Here is a 23,913-nt window from a genome sequence, read left to right on the forward strand (position 1 = left end):
CAGTTGCAATTAAACACCTGCATCCGCCCCGATTGTATTTTTTTAATTAGGTTCTTACTTACATCCAATTCCTTTTAACTTTTCTGTCAAATAATCAATGGAGGTTTTCGCATACCAATCAGGATCTGCTTTTCTAGTACCAAATCCAATTTCCATTGAGAGGTAGCCCTTGTAATCAACTTCCTTTAATGCTTTTAATACGGTATCCCAATTTACCGTTCCTTGTCCAGGCGGTAAGCGATCGTCATCCGAAATATGAACATGATGCAACTTATCTCTCATTCTATAAACATAATCACTCGGTACTTCATTACGATAGAGGGCATGGAACGTATCAAACATCACTTTCACATTGGATTCACCTGATTCTTCTGCCAACTGTAAGGCATCATCTGCCGATTCAATTAAATTACAATCAGCAGCTTGAGGTTCAACTACTAATGTGATTCCAAGCTCTTTGGCATATCTCGCTACATCTTGCAAACCTTCGCGGCTATACTTCCATGCTTCTTGTTTGTTCATGCCAAAACCAAACCAGCCAGCAAGCCACATCACAGTTGGGCATTCCCAGTCATGCGCTAAACGAATAACTTCCTTATAATGATTGATCGTAAACTCACGCTCTTCTTTTAAAGCTGAACTTGGATTCACTCCAGGTCCTCCTCCAGGTGCGGGAAGCATAGCAGCTACATTAAGATTATTTCTTTTTAAATGCTGAAGAATTTCCTTGCGTCTTTGTGTGGAAAGATAATCAGGCCAGGCGTGCGGACTTGCACAACCTATTTCAATTCCATCATATCCAAATGCAGCAATTCGACTAATCACTTCTTCTAATGGATAAAAGGGCAACATGGATGGAAAAGAATTATAAACCCAAGTATTAAATGAAAGTTTCATTTTTTGATCCTCCTCAAAAATTAAGTCATTAACCAAATTTGTTATTCAATGTGATTATTCCCAAACAAACACTGCTTTTTCAGTCTTTCTTTCATCAAACATACGGAAAGCTGTTTCTGCTTCTTCCAATTTAAATTGGTGTGTAACTAATTTTTCAACAGGCAGATTTTTTCTTACAATAAACTCCGCAATTTCATCGAATTCTTGGATTGGGAAATACCACGAACCCATCACAGAAATCTGCTTACGAATTAATTGTTGACTTGGCTTAATGGTTGTTTCTTTGCTTTCACCAATAAACGCTACTCGTCCGTGTGCTCTAACGCAGTCTAATGCATCATTTTCTCCAAATGGGCTACCGGAACAATCAATCGCAGCGTCTGCACCAAGACCCTTTGTTATACGGGCGATTTCTTCTTGAACATTCATTGTTTTACCATTGATGGTATAATCCGCACCCAATTCCTTCGCAAGCTCCAAGCGCTCATCTAGCATATCAACAGCGATTACGGTTGCTCCTAATCCCTTAGCGATCATCACACCAGCTCCGCCCATTGGACCCATTCCAAAGATAACCAGGAAGTCTCTCCCTGAAATTCCTAACCTCTTTTGAGCGTGGTAAAGGGTTCCAACAGCGTCAGTTGAAACGGCAGCCGTTACGAAACTCATGCTATCTGGCAATCTCATACAGTTTTCAGCTGGAACCACCATGTACTCTGCGTCACCGCCGTGAGAGTCAAAGCCGATACATTTAAATTCTTTACAGAACATTTTGTAGCCGCTCTTACAATGCGGACATTCACCACAGCCAAGAGCTAAGTAAACAGCAACTCTGTCACCGGCTTTGTAATTGGTAACACCATCTCCTACTTCCGTGATAACTCCTGCAGGTTCATGCCCGGGTACCGTGCATCCGCATTTTGTTCCTTCAAAAACGGAAGTACCGTAATATAAGCTCATATCGCTTCGGCAGATTGCTGATGCTTTTAACTGAACTAATACTTCCCCTTGGCTAGGCGTTGGTATTTCAACCTGGCGAATCTCTACCTTTTTATCTCCTGGAAAAAATACAGCATTCATTGTTGTCATTGTACTGCCTCCAATCATTCATATTAATTTTGAAAAACAATTATCCTATCATACTTCCTTGAAATGAGGTGCGGGAGGGAAAACCCTCCAAGCCCAGCCTTCTGATGGCTTCAATGTGAGATAAATTATCGTTTCATCGCTTTCTTACCAAATGCCACCGCCAAGATAATGATAATTCCTTTGATAATCATTTGCTGGCTGACATCAAGACCCATGATAATCAAACCATTGTTGATCGTACCAATCATTAGGGAACCAACAATCGTTCCAATGATTGTTCCTACACCGCCAAACAAGCTTGTCCCACCAAGGATAACCGCTGCAATAACAGATAGTTCATCCCCTTCACCGAAGGAAAAACGTCCGGCATTCATACGGCCTGCATAAAGGAGACCTGCTAACCCAGCCATTAAACCAGTTGCAAGAAATACCATTAGCTTGATCTTCATTGTCTTTACGCCAGAGAATCTTGCCGCATTTTCGTTACCACCTGTCGCCAATACCTGACGGCCAAAAGTTGTTTTACGAAGTAAGATATGGGCAATCACTGTAAATACTAGAGTCCAAATAAGTAGAACTGGAATCGGTCCAATGTCCCCTGAACCAAAGATGAAATTGAAATTTGCGTCTACAATCGGAACTGGAGCCGTATCTGTAACCCACATTGCAGCTCCTTTAATAGCTCCCATTGTTCCAAGTGTTACTAAGAAAGAAGGAATCGCTACTTTTGTTACTAGCAAACCATTGATTAATCCAACCACAAGTCCAGTACCTACACCACCGATGAGTCCACCAATAATGCCATAGCCCGCTTGTATGGCTAATGCACCGACTAGAGAAGAAAGGGCCGCAATGGAACCAACAGAAAGGTCAATCTCCCCAGTACTAATAACAAATGTCATTGCCAACGCCATCAAAGAAATCGTGGCTGTTTGTCTAACAATGTTTAATAAGTTCCCTGAAGTTAAGAAACCTTCATCACTTAAGCTGATAGAAAAATAGATTAAAACGCCCACGAAGGCAAAATAGACAATATAATTACGCCACTCGAATCCTTTCAATGAAGGAGTTGCTGGCTTTTCAATACTAGAAACCTTGGATTGCATATTGTAATTCCTCCTCTGATTTAATCTCCCTGCGGGTCATTTCCTTTTTAATTTTTCCATCATGCATAACGATGACACGATCACTCAATGCAAGCAGTTCTGGAAGTTCGGAAGAGACCACAAGGATTGCCTTGCCGTTTTCGGCCATGGCTCTAATAATCTCCACAATTTCCGTTTTTGCACCAATATCCACTCCAATCGTTGGTTCATCCAACATCAACACAGTGGGGTCGTTCGCGAGCCATTTGGCTAGAACGATTTTTTGCTGATTACCGCCTGATAGCAACCCGGCCTGTTTAAAAATATTATCCGTTTTAATATTTAATATCTTTACAAAATCCCTACTAATTTCATTGGATTTCTTACTATCAATAAAAGCTCCTTTTTTTACCTTCGAAAGAATTGGAAGTATCATATTATCCTTGACACTATGTTCAAGGACTAATCCTTGCATCCGGCGGTCTTCCGGAATGAGTGCAAGTCCGGCTTCTATGGCATTCTTAGGATTTTTAATGGATTGTTTTTGACCACTAATGTAGATGTCTCCACTCTTAATTGGGTCAATCCCAAAGAGATTTCGCAGTAATTCCGTCCGGCCGCTTCCCATTAAGCCCGCAATTCCAACAATTTCACCCGGCTGAATTTTAAGATTAATATCTTCGACATGTTCGGCACTTAAGTTTCTTACTTCAAAAATGGGCGGCACATCCGTTGCGTAGGAACGTTCTTTCCATTCAAACGCTTGGTCAAATTGCATACCAACTATATGTGAAATTACTGTATCAAGATTGGTTTCACTGCATTTTTCCGTGGTGATATATCTGCCATCACGCATAATCGTAATTCGGTCGCATATTTGAAAGATTTCATCCATCCGGTGAGAAATATAGATGATAGAATACCCTTTTGCTTTTAATTTGTTAATAAAACTAAAAAGTATTTCTGTTTCATTTTTAGTTAACGAAGAGGTTGGCTCATCCATGATCAGGATCTTTGCTTCCTGGGATAATGCCTTGGCGATTTCTGTCATTTGCCAGTAGCCGACTCCCAAATTCTGAACAATTTCTGTTGGCTTAATATCTACGCCTAATTCTTCTAGCAATTTTTCTGTTTTCATCTCACAATCCTTGTCATCAAGCAGCCCTAATGATGTTTTCTTTTCACGAGTAAGATAGATGTTTTGGGCGACGCTAAGGGTAGGAATTAAACTAAACTCTTGGAAAATCATTGATATATTATTCTTCTGAGCATCATCATAACTTTTAATGCTTACCGGTTTTCCTTCAATTAAAATCTCGCCGCTGTCTGCAGAGTATACGCCGGTGAGGATTTTCATTAATGTGGATTTCCCTGCGCCATTCCCCCCCATCAAGGCGTGAACTTCACCTTTTTTGACGGAAAAATTGACATCGTTTAAAACCGTAATCCCATTAAAAGCTTTATTAATACCTCTCATTTCGAGAATCGGTTGTTCCATCCAAGTTCACCTTCTTTTTATGTTAGAGCTGCTTTCAAAAAGCAGCCTCTATCTTTTTTTTATTATTTCAAAGCCTTTTTTACTGTGTCAGGAGCCTCTGTTCCGTAGATTAACTTCCATTCATCTAATACATTCTCTTTCGTAACTTTGATTGATGGTGAAGCCACATACGCTGGTGCTTCTTTTCCTAATAAGGCATATCCGGCAAGGATCGCTTGTGCTACACCCTGGTCATATGGCAGCTGTGCTCCAAGACCTTTAACAATTCCATCTTGTGCAATCGAGATGGCTACGTTTGTTCCTAAGTCAACTGTTGTAACAACTAGGTCATCCCTGCCAGCCGTTCTTGCTGCAGCCATAACACCTTCAGCCGGTACATCCCATGGAGCGAAGATACCATCAATATCATGGTGTCTTGTCAACATAGCAGATGCTACTTCTTCTGCCTGATTTGGACCAGTAATCCCACTTTTTGCTACAATCTCAATATTTGGATATTTTTCTTTCATTCTTTTTTCAAAAGCATCAGAACGGTTTTTGGTTACAAAGAAGTTTACATCGTGATACACAATGCCGATTTTACCCTTTCTGCCAAGTTTTTCAGCCATAATGTCTGCTGCGGTTGCACCGTTACCCATGTTGTCACCAGATACAATACTGATGTAATCTTTACCTGCAACTAAACCTTGTGCAGCACCATCCATGAATACTAACTTTACGCCTTGGGCAACAGCCTTTTTATAAGCTGGTGCGGTAGATACTGCATCAACTGGAACAGAAATCATAATGTCCGGCTTTTTCGCTAAAACGGTTTCGATATCATTTACCTGCTTTTCCGCTTTGAACTGTGCATCTGTTACAGCAACAATCTTGATGCCCATCTTCTTAAATGTATCCTTCATCGCACCAACTGCGGCATTCATATAGTCAGTACCAGAGTAGTGCATAACAATCGCCGCTTTATAATTACCTTCTTTAATCTTCTTTAGCTCATCTTCCGTAAGCTGCAATGTCTTAGCTGAAACGGCCTGTTCTCCGTTCGGCCCTTTATCTTGTACCGCTAAATCAGGAATCTTTGGATTGATCGTTAATGGTCCTGAAGCTGTTTCTGAGTAGTTTTCATTCTTTTTCGTGCTCGCTTGTTCAGATGTAGAGTTTTTTCCGCCACACCCTGCAAGAAAAACACTTAAAAGAAGTAGCAGTAAAACTGCAATTGAAAAACTCTTTTTCATTTGATTACCCCCACTATAGTAGTTATTTAGTTGAAGCTCGTTCTTTGTCGGTACCACCTTACAATCGATAAGTGTGGCACCACCCCCTTTTCATAAATGTAAGCTTAAAGAATATTACTAGTAATGGATTACATTCATTTAAGTGATAAAACCAGGCTTCTATGGCTTCAAAAAATGTAATTGATTACATTTTTTTCTAAAAAAATTTTCACATACTGCTGAAAAGACTGTCTTACAATCAACTGGTCATCTAAAAACATTTGCTCTTGTTTGATTACCTCTTTGTTGATGAGCCTCAATAGTAATTCCACAGCTTTCTCACAACTTTCAAACGCCGGCTGGGCAATCGTTGTCAAACATGGTTGGAATAAGGACGAGAATTTCTGATTATCAAAACCGAGAACCGAAATACCCTCTGGCACTTAAGCCCCCTAGATTTAATGGCTTTAATGACTCCCATTGCCATTTCATCATAGCAGCGAAAATCTCTGGTGGGAGTTGACCAATGGAAGAAAACCCCATTACAACCGCTTTCAAAAGAGAAATCACCTTCCTGGACTAACACAGGATCAACAATAAGGTTGTTGCTAATCCAAACGGATTTGTAATGTCAGGCACAACAACTAGAATGGTTTTAGCAGAAAAATTTCCTTCTTTGCTACATCTACAATCCCTACCATCTTTGTTATTTGTCCTCTCTTGTTTCTATATTTGGATTGTAATCGATTACAAAATTGTCGTCTAATCATCTTCCGACAAGGTTTTTTTTTAACTGATATCGTTTTATATCCTTTTGAACACAATTATCGTTCATTCGGACAATAAAATCATAAATATTAAAAAAGCAAAAAAATTGAGGTCCGGTAAACCCGGACCTCACAACGATTTATTTCTTTGTAATTCTGCTAACTTATTTTTGGAAACCTTTGCTGTCTCCTGATAATTTTTAAAATATGCTTTGTACGTTTGCCCTACCGTTTCAATCCTATTTAAATATTGCAAATTAATAATATAGGAACGATGAGAGGCAGCAAAGCGAGAATCTAGGATTTCTTCAAGGTTCGTTAATGCCTCATTTAACTCTATTTTTTGATCCACCGTATGGATCACAGCCTTTCGATCTGCCCGTTCAATAAATATAATGTCCTCTAACGGTATAAAAGAAAACTGATTCGATTGTTTAACCATTAAATCTTTCTTAATAGATGGCTGCTCTTTCCTTGCTGACGCTACAGAAAAAGCCTCTGCACGGCCGAGAGCTGCATAAAGACGGTCACGATCAATAGGCTTGATAATGTAATCGATTGCATTTACATCAAAAGCTTCTAACGCAAAATTATCATGGCCGGTGATAAAGATGATTTGAATGGACGAGACCATCTTTTTGCAAGATTTCACTGCCTCCATGCCGTTCAGCAATGGCATATTGATATCAACTAAAATGATGTCAGGTTTTTCTTTCATTACCATGCAAATTAAGTCCTCCCCATTCTCGGCTTCTCCGACAATTTGAAAGTTTTGCAGTGGTTTAATTAGATGCTTCAATAATTTTCTAGATGGTGCATGGTCCTCTGCGATTAGAACCCTCATAGGATGACCTCCTGTTAAATGCTTTAAGTTATTGAAACATTAATATAAGTAAATGGAAAAGACTTTTTGAAATCGTTAACAAATCACTTTTAGTATAAGGCAGTTTAAGCGGCAAAGAAAGTAATTAAACACAATTTGCTAATAGTGTTTTTTCTGTTTTCTGTGATTATACTAACACTATAGCTTCAGAAAAATGTACGACTATTCGTTAAAAGGCAGGATAAGAAAATGGAACTCACCCCTAACGAAAATTTATATAAAGAAGTTCTACAGACCATGTCTGAATACGTCATTATTCAGGAAAAGTCAGGTAAAATGATTGCACTTAATGAAAATGCGGAAACAGTGCTCGGTGTTAAATCAGAATTTTTTACAGACTCAAGCTTTCAGCAACTTGAATATATAAAAGAAGACGGTACACCACTGCCCTATTCCCAATTGCCAGGAATGATCACACTCGAGAAAGGGATCCCTTTTTATAACTATGTGGTGGGAGTGATTGATCCTGAATCCAGTACCAAATGGCTTTCAATAAATTCAAAACCTCTCAACATGCGTAAAGATGGTGAACAGGCTGCCCTTATTACCCTTTCGGATATCACCGAACGAAAAAAAATGGAACAAACCATTATTCATGCGAAAGAAGAGGCAGAAAAGGCAAATCTGGCTAAATCAGACTTTCTCTCAAAAATGAGCCATGAACTCCGGACACCCCTGAATGGAATACTTGGCTTTGCCCAGCTGTTAGAAATAGATGATTCCTTAAATGATGAGCAGCGTGACTTTGTCCAGGAGATACTAGGCGGTGGAAGACATTTATTAAGCTTAATTAATGATATTTTAGATCTATCAAGAATAGATACCGGCCAATTACAAGTTTCAATCAAAAAGGTAGATCTTCAAACCATTATTACTGAATGTATCAATATCGTGCAGCCGCTTGCCAAGAAGAAAAGAATTCACATACATAACCAACTGGATCAATCACAAACCATGTCGGTTCTGGCTGATCCCATTCGCCTGAAACAAATCCTTCTGAATCTGCTGGATAACGCCATTAAATATAACCAAGAAGACGGCAAAGTTATGATTTACTCTTATTTAAAAAGAAATGATGCTGTTATCCATATCGCCGATACTGGGATCGGGCTTTCAGTTGAGGAGTATCAAAAAGTGTTTGTTCCATTTTACAGAATTAAAGGAACACAAGAAGAAGGTACTGGGATAGGATTGTCATTAGTGAAACAGCTTGTCCAGCTAATGGGAGGAAAAATTAGTGTCACAAGCCAGAAAGGAATAGGCAGCGACTTTTACTTTAGTCTCCCTCTTCCCGATGATTTAAAGGCCGCGATGCACTGGGAGGAAGGAGTGATCGGACTTCCAATAAAGAGCGGTAAATCAGAGCAATATTGCTTGCTGTATATTGAAGATAATCAATCCAATTTAAACTTGGTAAAGAACATCCTGAAATCGCAGTCCTCCTACACGCTCTTAACGGCTCGATCTGGAATAGAAGGATTAGACCTCGCTAGGACAAATAAAGTCGATTTAATCCTGCTGGATCTGAACCTCCCGGATATCCATGGCTTCGAAGTATTTAAGATTTTAAAAACAAATGAAAATACGAGAGACATTGCCGTTATCGCTGTAAGTGCCAATGCCATGCCTAAGGACATACAGCAGACATTAGGCCTGGGGTTTGATAATTATATTACAAAACCTGTTAATGTAAAGGAGTTCTTAACAACAATATACGAAACTTTAACTAGTACGATTAATCAAAATATACCTGAACATAAAATTTTAAGTACCGGACCAAACGGAGAGGAAGCTGTATCGGCCAAGACACTGCAGTTGTCTTTGAAAGATCTGAAAAAGCTTAGAGAAAAGAACTATACAGCTGCTATTGCCATGCACTATACAGGGAATAATTGGGCAAGAGCACAAATCGAAGGGTTGAAGACAACTTTTAATAAAATGGGGATTAGGGTTGTAGCTGTAACTGATGCCGAATTTAACTGGGAAAAGCAAGTTGCAGACATTCAAAAGATATTAGCAAAAAAACCCGACATTATTGTTAGTCTTCCCATCGACCCGCTATCAACCGCGGGTGCCTTTCAAACCGCAGCTCAATCAGGTGTTAAGCTGGTTTTTATGGACAATACACCATACGGGTTGGAAGCGGGTGAGGATTATGTAAGCGTCGTTTCAGCTGACAATTATGGAAACGGGGCCTATGCCGCCGACATTATGGCAGAGAAAATAGGTTTTAAAGGCAAGATTGGGGTCATATACCACGATGCTGATTTTTTTGTAACGAAACAAAGATTAACGGCCTTTGAAAAGACGATTAGAGAAAGTTATCCTGACATTCGAATCATAGCCCGCAGCGGTTTTACTAGTCCAAATGATGGGAAAGAGCTTGCAGACGCTATGATTTCTCAACACCTCGATTTGAAGGGAATCTTTGTTGTATGGGATTTAGTGGCCGAAGGTGCTATGGCCTCCGCACGTGCCTTAGGCAAACATGATTTAGTTATTACGACAATCGATTTGGGTACCAATGCTGCTGTAGAAATTGCAAAAGATGGACTTATCAAGGGATCTGGTTCTCAGATGCCCTACCATCAAGGAGTGGCCGAGGCAATCCTTGCCGGTTATGCACTGCTCGGCAAACCAGCACCAGCTTATGTTGCTGTACCGGCTCTAAAAGTAACGAAAGAAAATCTTCTTGAAGCATGGAAACTTGTATATAACAAAGATCCCTCAGAATTAAATAGGTACATATAACTCAAATAAAGCCATGAAGCATCCAAAGAAAAAACCAACTTCCATTTATGATTAGGGCGTCACTACCTGTCCCATTCCTTTCAACTGCCACGCGACAGGCAGTGGCCACACCACCTACATCTTTATAAATGCAAAAGAGGTTTTTTCTTTTTAAAGGTCATGGATGAATTTTGGGAAGAGCTTATACATTTCAAGTGAAATCACGATCGTTATCTTTATATAAAATAATGCTAAAATTTGAGAATGAGTAACGGTAATAGGTGCCTAGTTTGTGGTTTTCCGGAGCTTTTCTTAAACGGGGTATAACTGGAATTAATTTTTTGGAGTGGCCGAACCAATTCCTGGTGCGACTACGTCTTGTTTAGGGCTTTAAAAAGAGGAAATACTTCCCCTACCTCTTATGATCAATAATATTAACATTAATAATTTTAATTAGAAATTTATTATTGTTAATGTTAGTTAGAAAAATAATGCCCCTCCCAAGTAGCAGTTTTGAATTAAGCCAAAAGAAAAATAGACTTCACCACTATAGGATTTCTTTCCTTTTACTCCTTCATAGATACTAATGAATTGGAGGAAGCCGATGTATTTACATAACCAATTAAATTATATTTCCATCCCATTGACTTTTTTTAAGAAGGAGATTGCATGACTTACTCGTATTTATAGGGTAAGGAGTGTGAGATTTGTGGCTAAATTAGAAATTAATTCAAGGAGAGAACTTAGCAAAAGAGATAAGAAAATTTTCGGTCACTTCCTGGAGCATTTTCATCGCCAAATCTACGGAGGAATTTTTGATCCGGACTCAGCATTTTCGAACAGCAGTGGTTTTCGCCAGGATGTTTTGGAAGCGCTCAAAAGAATCGAGGTGCCGATTATACGCTGGCCTGGTGGATGCTTTGTTTCTGCCTACCACTGGAAAAACGGAATAGGAAAACAACGGACGCCTTATTTTGACAAAGCCTGGCGGGTAGAAGAGCCGAATAGCTTCGGAACGGATGAATTCATCGAGTATTGCCGGTTGCTTGGAGCCGAGCCTTATATATGTACCAATGCTGGGACAGGTTCTGCTGAGGAAATGAGCGATTGGGTTGAATATTGTAACCTTCCATCCGAAGGGAAATGGGCGAAGCTCCGTATTGAAAATGGCCATCCCGAGCCTTATAACGTAAAATATTGGAGCATTGGGAATGAAAATTATGGCGACTGGGAAATGGGAGCCAAGGATGTTAAGGAATGGGGACGGTTCGTTAGGGAATCGGCCAAGATGATGAAGCGTGTGGACCCTACCATTGAGCTCATGGCAGCGAGTATTTCAGATTTGGATTGGAATCTGGATCTCCTTCGTGAAGCTGGACAATATCTCGATTGGATTTCGATTCATGACTATTGGGATAAACTGCATAACGTAAACGATTTATCAGATTACGAGACTTGTATCGCGTATACAATGGACATCGAGCAGCCTATACTAAAGACGAAATATATCCTTGGCTCACTTGGCTATTTAGGAAAAATTCGTATTTCCTTTGATGAATGGAATCTTCGGGGCTGGCACCATCCGCATGTGAACTCGGGAACGGATGATTATTTAACCCCTAGGGATAAAAATGATATCAACTCAAGCTATACAATGGCTGATGCTGTGTTTACAGCTTGTTTTTTAAACCAATGTCTCAAACATAGTGATGTAGTGGGAATGGCCAATTTCTCTCCCACTGTCAATACAAGAGGAGCGATCTTTACTCATCCCGAAGGAATTGTCTTGAGACCGACTTATTTTGTGTATGAACTCTATACTCGTTACCTTGGGGATATCATCATCGACTCTTGGATGTCGGAGGATTCCAACTTCCTCCTGGAAAAGGCCAATAAGACCACTCGCATCCCGTTTTTGGATGCGATCGCCACCAAACGTTCGGGAAGTGAAAATTTACGGATTGCTTTGGTTAATCGCCATCCTGACAGAGTGGAAACGGTATCCATTCAGTTTGACAGTTCAATCCAGTATTCAAGTGCTGTATTCTACAGTGTGATTGGAGATTCGAAAGACGCTTATAATGATATCGGAAAAGAACGGGTTCGAACCATTGAACAGCCTCTAAAGTTGGATATGCAATCAAATCTTGAAGTTGAAATCCTGCCCCATTCAGTGAACGTCTTGGTAATAAAGTAAAGATATCTTTGGTTCATTGAGAAATTAAACAGCGAAGAGACCGTAAATACAGGTCCCTTCGCTGACTGAAAGGCAGGCTGGGCCTTCACTAACCCATCATCAATTTTTATATGTTTTTTTAAGGCTATGCTCAATACCCCTTAATCTTTCCGTCGCATATTCGTGGAGTTAAATTAACTTTGTTTATAGAGTTCCCCCCTGCCCGCTTTCCATTGCCACCAATCAATCTAGTTTAGGTAGCATAATAATAACCTCCAAATGCTTAGTCTAAAGAAAGGCCCAGCTAAAGCTTAAAAATAATTAACCTTTATAAGAGAACTAATGGTAACACTAAGGATAGATAAATTTATGGTATAATATAATATATATAATGGAAAAGAAAGAGATTTTAAAATGCTGATAGATTTAACAACCAACAAAGAAGTTGAGTTTTATTTTCGTAAAGTTGACCGGGCTGAAATTAAAAAGAATACTTATTTACCCGACAATGGATGGGATTTTAATTGGCTTCATCCGATTTCACATGAATTTGAAGTCTTTGGCTTAGTTACCCAATCTAATCATGACTTTGTAGAAGGGTTAATTGCTCTGAAACAAAACCATGATCCAGACTTTATGTGTATTGATATCGACATAGTGGAATCTTCCCCAATCAATAAAAAAATAATAAAAGGAATTCCTAACTTGCGGAGAAATTATAAAGGTGTAGGCCGGTGTTTAATCGCGTTTGCTTGCCAGTATAGTCTGGATAAGGGTTTTGATGGTTTTGTAGGTTTAACTTCTAAAACATCAAAGTTTCCTTTTTATGAAAGCATGGGGGCAATTCATACATTCGGTCAGCAGTATATGTTTAACGATATTGCTTCCCAAAAACTTGTGAAAACTTATTTTCCAGGAGGTGTCTTATGGTCGCCAAAGCAAATTTGAGAACTGTATTGAAACAAGCACAAAACGGGTATACTCTAAAAAGGAGTGATACTATGTTGCGTGAAGAAATTGAAAAATTTGATAATGCATTTCCTGATGGTGTTTTTGCATTCCCACCAAGCCCTGAAGCCCCGAAGGTTAGAATAAGAGCCCTAGACAAATACTGTAGAGAAAAAGGAATCACCCCCCGTGATCTTAGTAAAGAAGAAATGGAACAATTTCTAGTTTATTAAAATCGCTTTTATAATTAAGAGGCTGTCTCAAAAGTATAACTTTTGGGACTTTTTTTGTTACAAGAACCTTAATTTAAGTATGTAAAATACGTAGAATTGCCCTGATTATAGGGTTTGGTACAAGTATGGCAATGATCCTAGGAAAGATATTGGTATGCATTTACAAGGCTTATTTTTAAAGCTTTACCATCCCCGTAACCGCCGATTGGTGATCTCAGATACCAAATATCGGTGAAGTCATGATCCGTCCATCCATTCTCTCCAATACATTTCAGCCGTCCGCTTGCAATTTTCGCTCGAAGGGTACAGATTACTGTTAAAAAGGGGGTCGTTCCATATCCCTAAAACTGGCTTTTTCCCTCCAGCTGGGCTAACAAAGGACTGCAAAGTTTCCATGTGGAAATTCTGCAGCCCCTTCATCTCTTGTTTTTTTATCCTTATGAGCTGATCATTTGCTACCTCTTAAAATTAGCTTCTCCCTTCCTCTCTTCTGTATTACTGACCCTAAAATGAAAATAGAAAACTACACATGGGACATCTTATAATTTTCCCGTGTTTAGGAATACGGGTACTATTCTCATCGAATTTTCCGATGGGCACTAAGTCTTTTTAGCAGCATTTAAATTGATCTTTAAATTTTCAATTTAATTTCTTTACAGGGTAAATAGTCTATTAAACATTTAATAAATTCAATATATTTAAAATCGGGATTAAGAGAATAAAAATTAACCTGTCCTCTGCGTTTTACGTTGACCATTCTCGCCCTTTTCAACCTGTTAATATCCAAGTTGACACTTTTTTTCCCAAGGTTAAGGAAGACCATCATTTCATTGACAGTTCTTTCGTCGTCCAATAGTAGTCTTAGCATGTTTAATCGATTGACAGAACTTAAAAACTTTAATAATTGAAACGCTGTGATTGTTTCAATTGTGTGTTTCATTATACATACACCCCTAATTGCTATCCAAGAAAAATTTCCCTATTGAAAATAATTATTTCTAAAGTCTTTATCCGTAAATCCAATCTACTAAAAAAACAATGTCAATGAACAGCGTCTTCTTTAGGGTGGAACATATTTAGATGCAACCAATGCTGATCATTCAAATTATTCGTTTTTGCTTCAGGAGCGAAAGCGCTGTCAACAATATGTAGTCATTCTTTCTAATATTTACAAAACAATTATAATTAAGAAGTGTTTGAGTATCTTTAAACAGTATTTAATAGATTGTTAATTTTTATTATAGCTGTGTAAATTAGAAAAGGCCGATTTTCGGCAAGGGCTGGGAGTGCCAATGTTGTTGCCTAGCACCATTACATAATATGCTTCCATCTGAAAGGACCCGACTAAATATTTTATCTTCTCAAAAAAGTAACTGGCCGGAGCATCCAGCCAGTTTGTTTTACGAGAGTTACCCATTTACTTTTAGTTTCTTTTTTAATCCCGCTCCGAAAACTTCTAGAAGGATGGCAAGGATGAGGATAAAATAAGTGATTGCTCCGATTTCCCTGATATCCAAGTAAAAATTGCTTGCCATGAACATATCAAAGCCAATCCCTCCTGCACCGGCTGCAGCGCCCATTGCAACGGCGACGGCAAAGTTGATTTCAAATCGCAGAAAGGTCCATGAAATCATGTAGGTGAGGGAGGAAGGAATCACAGCTTGAAAGACAATCTGCCACCAGTTTGCCCCACTGGCTTGCAGAGCCTCTATTGCTCCCCTGTCGAGCTCTTCAAAAGACTCAGAATAAGCTTTTACAAGGTAGCTAACGGAATGAAAAGTCATCCCAATCACGGCTGCTACGCTTCCAAGGCCGGCTGCCACGGCGAAGATCAAAACCCACAAAACGGTTGGTACTGCCCTGATAAAAGAAACTAATCCTTTGATCAAAAGAGATACTCGCCTTGAGGAAAGATTTTCAGCCGCTAGTAAGCCTAACAGGACGGCTATCAAGCCTCCAAACAACGTAGTCAGAAAAGCGAGACCTAGAGTCACAAAGACCTGGTGAACTGCTTGGAGAAAGGTAAAATGCTTCAGATGGGGCTCGAGGAACATCACTTTGATATTGGTCAACGTCCCCAAGGCAGCTTCTTTGAAATCCACTTCTTTGTAATCAAAGCTCACGAAGGCGTATACCGTTAATACCGTTAACAGGAGAAGTGTTGTCCTCATGACAACAAGTGATTTATTCCACGCTCTTGATTTTAGCCGTTTATCCGGATAAGGCTTGAGGAATGGATCGGTTGCCGAAGAAACATTGGTCATTTGTTCATTTGCTTCCATTACAAAATCGCCCTCCGAACATAATTTGATACAAATTCTATGGAAAGGATGGTAAAGGCAATCACAATCACAACAAGGCTCGCAATATCATAGCTTAAATTTTTATAATACAAGTTAAACGTAAACCCTATTCCCGATCCGGTAAGCAGCCCGATCAAGGTGGCGCTTCGGATATTCGTTTCAATCACGAATAGAACCCAGCTGATCATTTGTGGCAGACTCGCAGGAATGACAGATTGGAAAATGACCGATAGATAACCGGCACCAGTGGCTTTCAGCGCTTCCACTGAGCTCCCGCTAGCCTCGTCGATTGTTTCTGTGAAGGCTCTTGTTAAAAACCCAAAGGAACCGAAAAACAAGGCGAAGTATCCTGTCAATGAGCTCTGACCAAACGAAAATAACAAAATCATTGCCCAGGCGGCCACATCAATGTTCCGAAAAAAAGTCGCAATGCTTCGGCAAACACTTTTAATTAATGGATTTACCCCAGTTGTATTGGACCCTAGGATTGAAAAGAACAAGGCAAATACGGCCCCTACTGTTGATGCAGCAATGGAAACTAAAAGCGTCTCTTTAAGCTTTTCCAGGATATCAGGCAGTTTACTTAACGACTCTTTGGTGGGATAGAAGTTACTCAACGCCCATTGAACGGCAGTGGGAACAGAAGTAATCCCTTTTACAACGTTGTATTCAGTAATAAAAATGGAAACGAGAGTGATGACAGTAAGAATGAGCAGGACACTCAGTGTATTTCGTTTCTTCTTAGCAAAGTAATCAGCTCGCATGGATGCCACCTACATCGAATATAAGATCTTCGGCTTCTGACCCGTAAATGAGCTGGATGTCATCTTTCGTCAGGTTTTTAGGTGAGCCATTGTAAACGACTTGTCCATTATTGATGCCAATGATCCTATCAGAATATTTCAAGGCAACATCCACTTGATGGAGATTAACCAGGATGGTGATACCCCAATTGGTTGAGATGTTTTTTAAATGATCCATTATGACTTTTGCAGAGCCTGGGTCCAATGAGGCAATAGGCTCATCGCATAGAAGCATGCGCGGATTTTGAAGGAGAGCCCGGGCAATTCCCACCCGCTGCTTTTGTCCCCCGCTCAATTGGTCTGCACGCTTATAGATTAAATCGGCTAAGCCTAAGGCATTTAAAATCTTCATGGCTTCTTCCTTTTCATCTATGCTGTACAAACCCAGTACACCAGCCAATGCTGACTTGTTCCCTAATTTTCCGTGAAGCGCATTTTCAATCACGCTCAGCCTGTTCACCAGATTATAATGCTGGAAGACCATCCCTATTTTTGTGCGGATCGTTTTTAGCTCCTTTTTCTTGAGGTCCAGCACGTTCCGGTTATCAAAGATAATTTCTCCGCTTGTCGCATCAACCATCCGATTGATACAGCGCAGGAGAGTCGACTTCCCTGCCCCCGAAGGACCAATGATTGAAACAAACTCTCCTTCTGCAACAGAGAAGTGAACATCCTTTAAAGCTTTTGTGTCTTTTCCAAATTGCTTGGATACATGGTTCACTTCCAATAAAGCTGCCATCAGTCAACTCTCCTCACCTAGATTATTTCGCAAGTTCCCGGATAGGATCAAACCAGCCATCCTGGACTTCCACTAAACGCTCGGCATCCGTCTTCTTGAACAACCCCGAGAATTCGGACTCCTCCGGTACGAAGATTTTTTCATTATTGGCAATCTCATCCGATGTCATGATCTCAAGTAGCTTCTTTCGATCTTCTTCCTTAACATTGTCTGTATTCACAACGAACGGTGCGTTCAGGACGGGGGTTACCGAAATAAGCGTGAACTCTTTCCCGGCAACGGTATTAAAAGGTTCTGCTGCATCTTCCTTCACTTTATAGACCGCACCGGTCTTGTTCTCTTCTCCATCAGCCAATTCGACATAATTGTTCACACAGGTATCACAGAATGCTGCCACGTCTGCCTTCTCGGTCAGGAGGTTGACCGCGGACCCTTGATGGGACCCTCCATATAAAACTTCACTGAAGAATTTATCTTCTCCCCCTTCAAGCAGGTCCTCTGGCGTCAAATCCCCATATTCACCTTCTTGTTTAAAGTAATCGACAATCCCGGTTGAGGGGACTTTGAAACCTGAAGTCGAACTGTTGGAGACGAAGGAAAATTTCTTCCCTTGAATCGGATCAATCGAGAATTCATCCCCATTCTTATACGTATCTGCATCTTTTGATTGAACAGCCAGCCAGCTGTTATACACAGCATCCTCCAGTGTGCCGGATGGTCCCGTTGCCACCGCTATTGGAAGAACCTTTTCATTTTTATTGTGTGCTTCTATATATCCTTGGGCTCCTAGGAATGCCAGATCGGCATTGCCATTTGCGATGGCCTCAATGGCGACGATATAGTCCGTTGTTGTCTGATGCTCCACCTTTTTTCCTGTCTTTGCTTCGATTACTTTTCCAATTTCTTCACGGGCCTCGACAAGATCTGCTCCAGATTCATTTGGAAGCCAGGCAATTGTAAGGGTATCATCCCCCTTGTTGTTTTCCGAATTGGCGGAAGTGGAACATCCTGCAAAAATAACTGCTATCAAGAACGTAAGTAAGATCAAACCTGCCTTTTTCATCATAATCCCCTCTCGCTTTTTTTGTTTTCAGTCCTTTTTTACTATAACGAGTAGATATCAATCTATTATTAAAGCAAGATTAGTATTTATTAAGTGTTGGTAAAACTAGCAGAAGGTGAGGGTGCCATTTTGCATGTTATACTCCCTGTCGCATAAATCGTTCATGAACTCGAGGTCATGAAAGATCCCGAGCATCGTTGTTCCTTCCTTCATCAGCTGCTCTATCAGAAGTTTTACTTTCCATTTGGAATCCTGGTCGAGGCTGGCGGTGGGTTCATCGAGGAGAAGCAGCCTAGGCTTTTTCACCATGGCACGTGCTATGTTGAGCCTAAGCTTTTCCCCACCGGAAAAAGTGGTCGGATAGCTGTCCCATAACTCCCGATCCAATTCAAAATGAGAAAGGATCGTCTCCGTTTCTTTATCAGCCAATTCATGTTCTCCCCCCATTTCGAGGATGGCCTGCTTTACAAGCTGCCTGGCCGTTGTTCTCGGCATTACATTCAAAAATTGGGACACATACCCTATCTCATGTTTTCTCAAGTGGAGCATTTCCCGTTCCGACACCTGAGCTAAATTGACAGGTCCCAATTTACTGGAGTTATAAAAAATGCTCCCTTCCTTTAGTCTGTATGTACCATAAATGCATTTTAAAATCGTAGATTTCCCACTCCCGCTTTTTCCGGTGATTCCGACAAACTCACCTTCTTTTAAATGGATATTCACCCCGCCTACGGCATGAATATGTTTTCCCAGGTTATGAAGCTCGAAGGATTTGGACAAGTCATTAATCTCTAAAAGGTTTTCCATCGTATCACCTGCTCGTTTTAATGTTGTTAAATGCGATAATTGGTCTTCTGAATCAGCTTTCCATCAACAAATACAGAGGTAATCACAGGAAAATCATCTGACAATTTTTCGATAATCAGAAGGTCTGCCTTTTTCCCTTCCTCTATGGAACCAATGTCATGGTCCATTTTCACCGCTTTTGCCGGATTGATTGTCACAAGCTTCACCATTTCTGCAAGGTCCATTTCATGATTCTTTGCCAATTCGAAAATCGAATGAAGCATAGAGGCCGGATAGTAATCGCTGCACAAGATATCTATGCAATCATTTTGGATCGCCTCCGTTGCACATAGATTGCCGCTATGGGATCCGCCAAGCAGGACATTGGGAGCACCCGCAATCGTATACATCCCCAGCTGCTTTGCTCTGTGTGCCACCTCAAGGGTGATTGGAAACTCGCTTATGGTCGTACCAAAGCCATGGACCAGTTCAAGCTTTCCAAGGGAATCATCATCATGCGAGGCTACCCCAATGTTATGGTCGTGCGCAAGCTGGGCGATTTCCTTCATATCTTCAATGGATAGTTTCTCTTTTGTCTGGTGATTACGAATTAGGACGTCAATTGAGGAGTCACTTATGTTGTTATAGCTTTTAACCGTGTTTCTGTATATCTCGAGATGGCGGTACTGACCTTGGCCGGGTGTATGGTCCATAAATGAAACCAAATGGACTTTTTTTTCGGCAATATACTGTTTAAGATTGTTAATCTCGTCGACATTATCAATCTCAAACCTGGCGTGGAAACGATGCCGGACCAGATGTTTCATTTGATGGGTCTGCTGGATCAGATCGATTAATTTCCGGACATTTTCCGGTTCCCGGATTGGCTTATAGGCATATTCTGTGGCTTTATACAAGGAAAGGGAGTGGAACATTGTCGTGATTCCATGCGAAATGAGCTCTTTTTCCGTTTCTCTCAGGCTAAGCTCAAAATTCATGAGCGATGTAGGGCGCGGTGCTGCCATATGCTCGATATAGTCAGAGTGAATATCAATGAAACCCGGCGAGACATACCCTCCCTCAGCGTCGATGATTTCCATCTCTTCCGTAAACTTGATCTCTCCCTTAGGGGCAATCCGTGCGATTCTGTCCCCTTCAATTAAAAGATCATAACCCTGTAGGATAACGTCCTTGGTTATTAACTTCCCATTAGTGATGACGAACATTGATCTTCCCCCTAAATAGTTCATAGCATTACATTTTCATAGAAGAGAATGGACGAGCTGTTGGGTGTACTGGTGCTGTGGATCTTCAAGGATCTGATCGGTCAGGCCTTGTTCGATCACCCTTCCCTCCAGCATCACCATGGTTCTATCGGCCAGCATCCGTATGACCCCGAGGTCGTGGGAAACAAGAACAATGCTTATATTCAACTCCCTCTGGAGACCTTTGATTAAATCAAGGACGCTTGCCTGGACCGACAAATCCAGCCCTGTGGTTACCTCGTCAAGCAATAGCAGCGGGGGATTATTGGATAGCGCCTTGGCTATTTGAACCCTCTGCTGCATGCCACCTGAAAAATTTTTGGGTGCTTCTTTTCTTCGATGGACAGGAATGTTCACTTTATCCAGGAGCTCCGTCCCTCTTTCTTCCATCAAAGAGACCTTCCGGTGACCGGCACTGATCAACTTTTCGGCAATATTCCCAATCGATGAGAAATCCATCTTCAATCCCAGGATGGGATTTTGATAGACCTTTCCCATGACATGGTTCCGAATGTAACGCTTTTGCTGGGAAGACTGCTTGAAGAGATTTTCCTCTCCATTTTGATAGGCTGCCAGGTAGGCTTCCCCATTGGTTGTATCCTGATCGAAATAAAGGCATTGCATGAGAGTGGACTTCCCGCTGCCGCTTTCCCCGACGATTCCCAGAACCTCCCCCGGAAAGACATCAAACGATACATCCCTGCAGGCATACACCGTTCCGCAGACCTGGCAATAATTTTTTATCAGGTTCTCTGATCGGGCACCCTGACAGTTGCTGCAGCCCGGCCCAAACTGTTTACTCAAATTCTTAACCGATATAACCGGCGATTCAAAACCAGCCATTACTTCACACCCCCTAATGCTTCAACACTGTTTAATGTCTCGATACAATAGCTTGTATCATTGCATTGATAGACCGTTCCACCCGTGGTTTCATCCACTAGCTCATCAAAAAAGACGCCTGTTGACCCACATAACCGGCACTGCTTATCCTGGAAGGTTTCCGGCTCAAACGGATAGTCATGAAAATCAAGGGAAACCACTTTTGTATACGGTGGGATTGCGTATACCTTCTTTTCCCTGCCAGCACCTAAGAGAATGAGCGCTTCACTGTGATTCATTTTTGGATTATCAAAACGCGGAATGGGACTCGGTGCCATCACATACCGGTCGTGAACCATGACAGGATGGTCCGCCCCCGTCGTCATGCTTCCATATTTAATGATTTGTTCGAACAGCATCAACCATGCGCCGCTATACTCTTTTTCTGCATGATGCTTTTTGGTTACACTTTCCTGTGGCTCATAGAATCGCAGCGGCTCAGGAATCGGAACCTGCAAAATGAGAATCTGGTCTTTGTTTAGTGGTACTTCGGGAATTCGGTGCCTTGACTGGATAAGGGTGGCTTCCCTTGTAAGTTCGGTGATCTCCACCCCCGTTGTATCCCTCACCAGCTTCTTAATGTTAACGGCGTTGACTGATTCATCAGATCCCTGATCAATCACCTTCAGGACATCTGTTTTCCCGATTAACGAAAGGGTCAGCTGCAGCCCCCCGGTTCCCCAGCCCCGTCCAATCGGCATCTCCCTGGAGGCAAAAGGAACCTGATAGCCCGGAATCGCGATTGCTTTTAAGGTAGCCCTCCTGATTTCCCGCTTGGAGCCTTCATCAAAAAATGCAAAATTATATGCGGTATTCATTAGCTTTTCACCTCTTGTTTTTCCTTCGCTTCCTCATCCTGTTTCTTGGTTTTCCGGACACTGTCGAGCTTTGATTGGAAGGTCACATAATGAGGCATTTTCAAGTGGGATATAAACCCGGTAGACTCCACGGAATCAATGTGATAGAGGACAAATTCCTCATCATGGCTTGGGTAGCCAAGATGAGGGTTTTCCAGACAGTTGTCCAGGATACTCATCCCAATCGCTTTCGTCTCGTTTTGTCCGTAGCAAATGCCGTAGCCAATCTCGAATTCCATTTCCTTCTTTCCGTATTCTTTCTCAACCGTTACAGGCATGAGCATTTCCACTTCGGTGACCTTTACGTCCCCTATGTAATATCCGTCCTCCTCATCCCCCTCTTCGTATGGATGACTTATGTATACAGGCAGTTTGCCTACCCTCAGCTCCCCAACGGTAGGATGCAAGGCGCCATATCCCCTAATCACTGCATAGGCAAGAGATGTAACCGCTCCGGTTTGCCCCCTAGTCAAGATTTGCAGCCTTTGGCTTCTGCTTGAGGGAAATTCAAGGCTCTCCCTTGTCACATCATCCGGTTCATCATTCTTGCATTCACAGGGCGGGATCAAACCCTCCGACCGCAGGTAATCCAGTACCTTTGGCAACGTCAAGGGCGAGGAAGTTGAATCCTGCTCTATGTGGCATTCTTCCTGAAAGCGATGCAGCCATTCCTGAACCTGCTGATTGCTTTCAGACAATAGGCCAAAGTCTAGTAAACGATGGGTATAATCCGTGGTGGCTCCAAGGATCTGTCCCCCCGGAATGTCTTTAAAGCTTGCGGAAATCCTTCTTTCGACCTTCATCTCGTTGGATTCAATGACCTGGGAATAATGTTTCCTAGGTAATGTGGAGCGAAAAGCCCTTAAAAGAAAGACCGCTTCTTCAGGATTTCCTTCGGCCTGCTTGATGGCCAAGGAAGCCAACTTTTCGTTGTACAGGCTGCTTTCAGACATCACCTGGTCAACAAGTCCGCGTAAACCAGCCTCAATTTGACCCACCTCGACAGCCTGCCCTTGGCAAACTCTTTCATATTTTAGTCGTTTGATCGACTCTTCAATTGCACGGGTTCCACCCTTAACGGCTACGTATCCCATTAGACAACCACCCTGTTTTCGATAATTTGCGTAGTTCTAGGCAACGATAAAAGCTGATGCTCTTTATCGATGATCATCAAGTCAATCCCGAGCGGATATTCCCTGTTTTTTTGATTTCGGCTTGCAATCCAATCACCGGTTAAACAGACATTTACGGACGTCGATGTTTGAATCCCAGGACCGCTCAAAAGAAGTTCAACCCCATCATTGACGTTCTCTGCTTCGACAATGATGGTTGCTGAATTGTGTGGATTCATTAATGTACCGTGCTTCCCCAATTCAATCGCTTCTTCAAGTGACCCTTCCTCCGCATCTGAGAGGACGAATATGAAGTCAGCTTCATTTATCTCCACTGGTTTTGCATAGGTTAGTTGATTGATTGCCCTGGAAGCTTTCTCAGCTTGAGCGGAGTAAACCTTGAACGTAACCTCCTGATCTAATAAAGTCAAAGCCAAAACCCAAATGGAAGCAGCGCATTGAACAGGTATATTTTCAACTGATAAGGCTTCATCGCTTAAATTAGAGATCATTCCTGGCCTGGAAGTTGCATTTACTACTTTTCGATAGACAGACTGAAGGTCGTGTACTACATCTAGCTTCAAAA

21 protein-coding genes are annotated in these 23,913 nt (G+C 41.4%); 4 read left to right on the plus strand and 17 right to left on the minus strand.

All coding sequences use genetic code 11. The features are described 5' to 3' along the window. Positions 1–54: 54 nt before the first annotated feature. From EV146_RS22280 to EV146_RS22310, 7 genes are all read right to left on the minus strand, one after another. Positions 55–897, minus strand: coding sequence for a sugar phosphate isomerase/epimerase family protein (locus tag EV146_RS22280; protein WP_132010888.1), 843 nt, complete (start codon positions 895–897; stop codon positions 55–57). Between the two features lie 54 nt (positions 898–951). Beyond that, entirely contained in the window at positions 952–1,986 is a 1,035-nt protein-coding gene (locus tag EV146_RS22285; protein WP_241994016.1) for a zinc-dependent alcohol dehydrogenase family protein, read from the minus strand. A 125-nt stretch (positions 1,987–2,111) separates the two neighbouring features. Beyond that, the gene (locus EV146_RS22290; protein WP_132010890.1) at positions 2,112–3,092 is read right to left on the minus strand and encodes an ABC transporter permease; all 981 of its coding nucleotides are present in this window, start codon (positions 3,090–3,092) and stop codon (positions 2,112–2,114) included. After that, positions 3,073–4,569 carry a sugar ABC transporter ATP-binding protein gene (locus EV146_RS22295; RefSeq protein WP_132010892.1) on the minus strand — a complete coding sequence of 499 codons (1,497 nt, stop codon included), beginning with the start codon at positions 4,567–4,569 and terminating at the stop codon, positions 3,073–3,075. The genes EV146_RS22290 and EV146_RS22295 overlap by 20 nt, the downstream gene beginning before the upstream one ends. A gap of 62 nt (positions 4,570–4,631) precedes the next feature. Then, complete coding sequence (locus EV146_RS22300; protein ID WP_132010894.1) at positions 4,632–5,801, minus strand: substrate-binding domain-containing protein; 1,170 nt, start codon at positions 5,799–5,801, stop codon at positions 4,632–4,634. Between the two features lie 167 nt (positions 5,802–5,968). Next, positions 5,969–6,223 carry a substrate-binding domain-containing protein gene (locus EV146_RS22305; RefSeq protein WP_132010896.1) on the minus strand — a complete coding sequence of 85 codons (255 nt, stop codon included), beginning with the start codon at positions 6,221–6,223 and terminating at the stop codon, positions 5,969–5,971. A 454-nt stretch (positions 6,224–6,677) separates the two neighbouring features. Further along, positions 6,678–7,391 carry a LytR/AlgR family response regulator transcription factor gene (locus tag EV146_RS22310; RefSeq protein ID WP_132010898.1) on the minus strand — a complete coding sequence of 238 codons (714 nt, stop codon included), beginning with the start codon at positions 7,389–7,391 and terminating at the stop codon, positions 6,678–6,680. A gap of 228 nt (positions 7,392–7,619) precedes the next feature. Between EV146_RS22310 and EV146_RS22315 the strand changes: the two genes are divergently transcribed. The 4 genes from EV146_RS22315 to EV146_RS22330 all read left to right on the plus strand — a co-directional run bounded on the left by EV146_RS22315 (position 7,620) and on the right by EV146_RS22330 (position 13,517). Beyond that, the gene (locus tag EV146_RS22315; protein ID WP_132010900.1) at positions 7,620–10,181 is read left to right on the plus strand and encodes a substrate-binding domain-containing protein; all 2,562 of its coding nucleotides are present in this window, start codon (positions 7,620–7,622) and stop codon (positions 10,179–10,181) included. Positions 10,182–10,869: 688 nt separating this feature from the next. Continuing rightward, a complete protein-coding gene (locus EV146_RS22320) occupies positions 10,870–12,357 on the plus strand; it encodes an alpha-L-arabinofuranosidase C-terminal domain-containing protein (RefSeq protein ID WP_132010902.1) in 1,488 nt (495 codons plus the stop codon). Between the two features lie 393 nt (positions 12,358–12,750). Then, a complete protein-coding gene (locus EV146_RS22325) occupies positions 12,751–13,284 on the plus strand; it encodes a GNAT family N-acetyltransferase (RefSeq protein WP_132010904.1) in 534 nt (177 codons plus the stop codon). Beyond that, positions 13,263–13,517 carry a hypothetical protein gene (locus tag EV146_RS22330; RefSeq protein ID WP_132010906.1) on the plus strand — a complete coding sequence of 85 codons (255 nt, stop codon included), beginning with the start codon at positions 13,263–13,265 and terminating at the stop codon, positions 13,515–13,517. The genes EV146_RS22325 and EV146_RS22330 overlap by 22 nt, the downstream gene beginning before the upstream one ends. Before the next feature lie 1,409 nt (positions 13,518–14,926). On the opposite strand, the gene EV146_RS22335 is transcribed toward EV146_RS22330, so the two are convergent. The 10 genes from EV146_RS22335 to phnH form a co-directional block, all read right to left on the minus strand. Continuing rightward, positions 14,927–15,799 (minus strand): PhnE/PtxC family ABC transporter permease, encoded by an 873-nt coding sequence (locus tag EV146_RS22335; RefSeq protein ID WP_132010908.1) that lies wholly within the window; start codon positions 15,797–15,799, stop codon positions 14,927–14,929. Next, positions 15,799–16,584 (minus strand): PhnE/PtxC family ABC transporter permease, encoded by a 786-nt coding sequence (locus EV146_RS22340; protein ID WP_132010910.1) that lies wholly within the window; start codon positions 16,582–16,584, stop codon positions 15,799–15,801. The genes EV146_RS22335 and EV146_RS22340 overlap by 1 nt, the downstream gene beginning before the upstream one ends. Further along, positions 16,574–17,362, minus strand: coding sequence for a phosphonate ABC transporter ATP-binding protein (gene phnC, locus EV146_RS22345; RefSeq protein WP_132010912.1), 789 nt, complete (start codon positions 17,360–17,362; stop codon positions 16,574–16,576). The genes EV146_RS22340 and phnC overlap by 11 nt, the downstream gene beginning before the upstream one ends. A 22-nt stretch (positions 17,363–17,384) precedes the next feature. Beyond that, positions 17,385–18,425 (minus strand): phosphate/phosphite/phosphonate ABC transporter substrate-binding protein, encoded by a 1,041-nt coding sequence (gene phnD / locus EV146_RS22350; protein WP_132010976.1) that lies wholly within the window; start codon positions 18,423–18,425, stop codon positions 17,385–17,387. 105 nt (positions 18,426–18,530) lie between these two features. Next, the gene (locus tag EV146_RS22355) at positions 18,531–19,232 is read right to left on the minus strand and encodes a phosphonate C-P lyase system protein PhnL (RefSeq protein ID WP_132010914.1); all 702 of its coding nucleotides are present in this window, start codon (positions 19,230–19,232) and stop codon (positions 18,531–18,533) included. A 26-nt stretch (positions 19,233–19,258) separates the two neighbouring features. Next, positions 19,259–20,437: a phosphonate metabolism protein PhnM gene (phnM, locus tag EV146_RS22360; RefSeq protein WP_132010916.1), complete on the minus strand. Its 1,179-nt coding sequence runs from the start codon at positions 20,435–20,437 to the stop codon at positions 19,259–19,261. A gap of 36 nt (positions 20,438–20,473) precedes the next feature. After that, positions 20,474–21,319: an ATP-binding cassette domain-containing protein gene (locus EV146_RS22365; protein WP_132010918.1), complete on the minus strand. Its 846-nt coding sequence runs from the start codon at positions 21,317–21,319 to the stop codon at positions 20,474–20,476. After that, on the minus strand, positions 21,319–22,176 hold the full coding sequence (locus tag EV146_RS22370; protein WP_132010920.1) for an alpha-D-ribose 1-methylphosphonate 5-phosphate C-P-lyase PhnJ: 858 nt from the start codon (positions 22,174–22,176) through the stop codon (positions 21,319–21,321). Before EV146_RS22370 ends, EV146_RS22365 begins: the two co-directional genes overlap by 1 nt. Then, a complete protein-coding gene (locus tag EV146_RS22375) occupies positions 22,176–23,309 on the minus strand; it encodes a carbon-phosphorus lyase complex subunit PhnI (protein ID WP_132010922.1) in 1,134 nt (377 codons plus the stop codon). The genes EV146_RS22370 and EV146_RS22375 overlap by 1 nt, the downstream gene beginning before the upstream one ends. Next, positions 23,309–23,911 carry a phosphonate C-P lyase system protein PhnH gene (gene phnH / locus EV146_RS22380; protein WP_132010924.1) on the minus strand — a complete coding sequence of 201 codons (603 nt, stop codon included), beginning with the start codon at positions 23,909–23,911 and terminating at the stop codon, positions 23,309–23,311. The genes EV146_RS22375 and phnH overlap by 1 nt, the downstream gene beginning before the upstream one ends. Between the last annotated feature and the right edge of the window lie 2 nt (positions 23,912–23,913).

It is taken from the genome of Mesobacillus foraminis (assembly GCF_004340465.1).
Classification (GTDB): Bacteria; Bacillota; Bacilli; order Bacillales; family Cytobacillaceae; genus Mesobacillus_B; species Mesobacillus_B foraminis.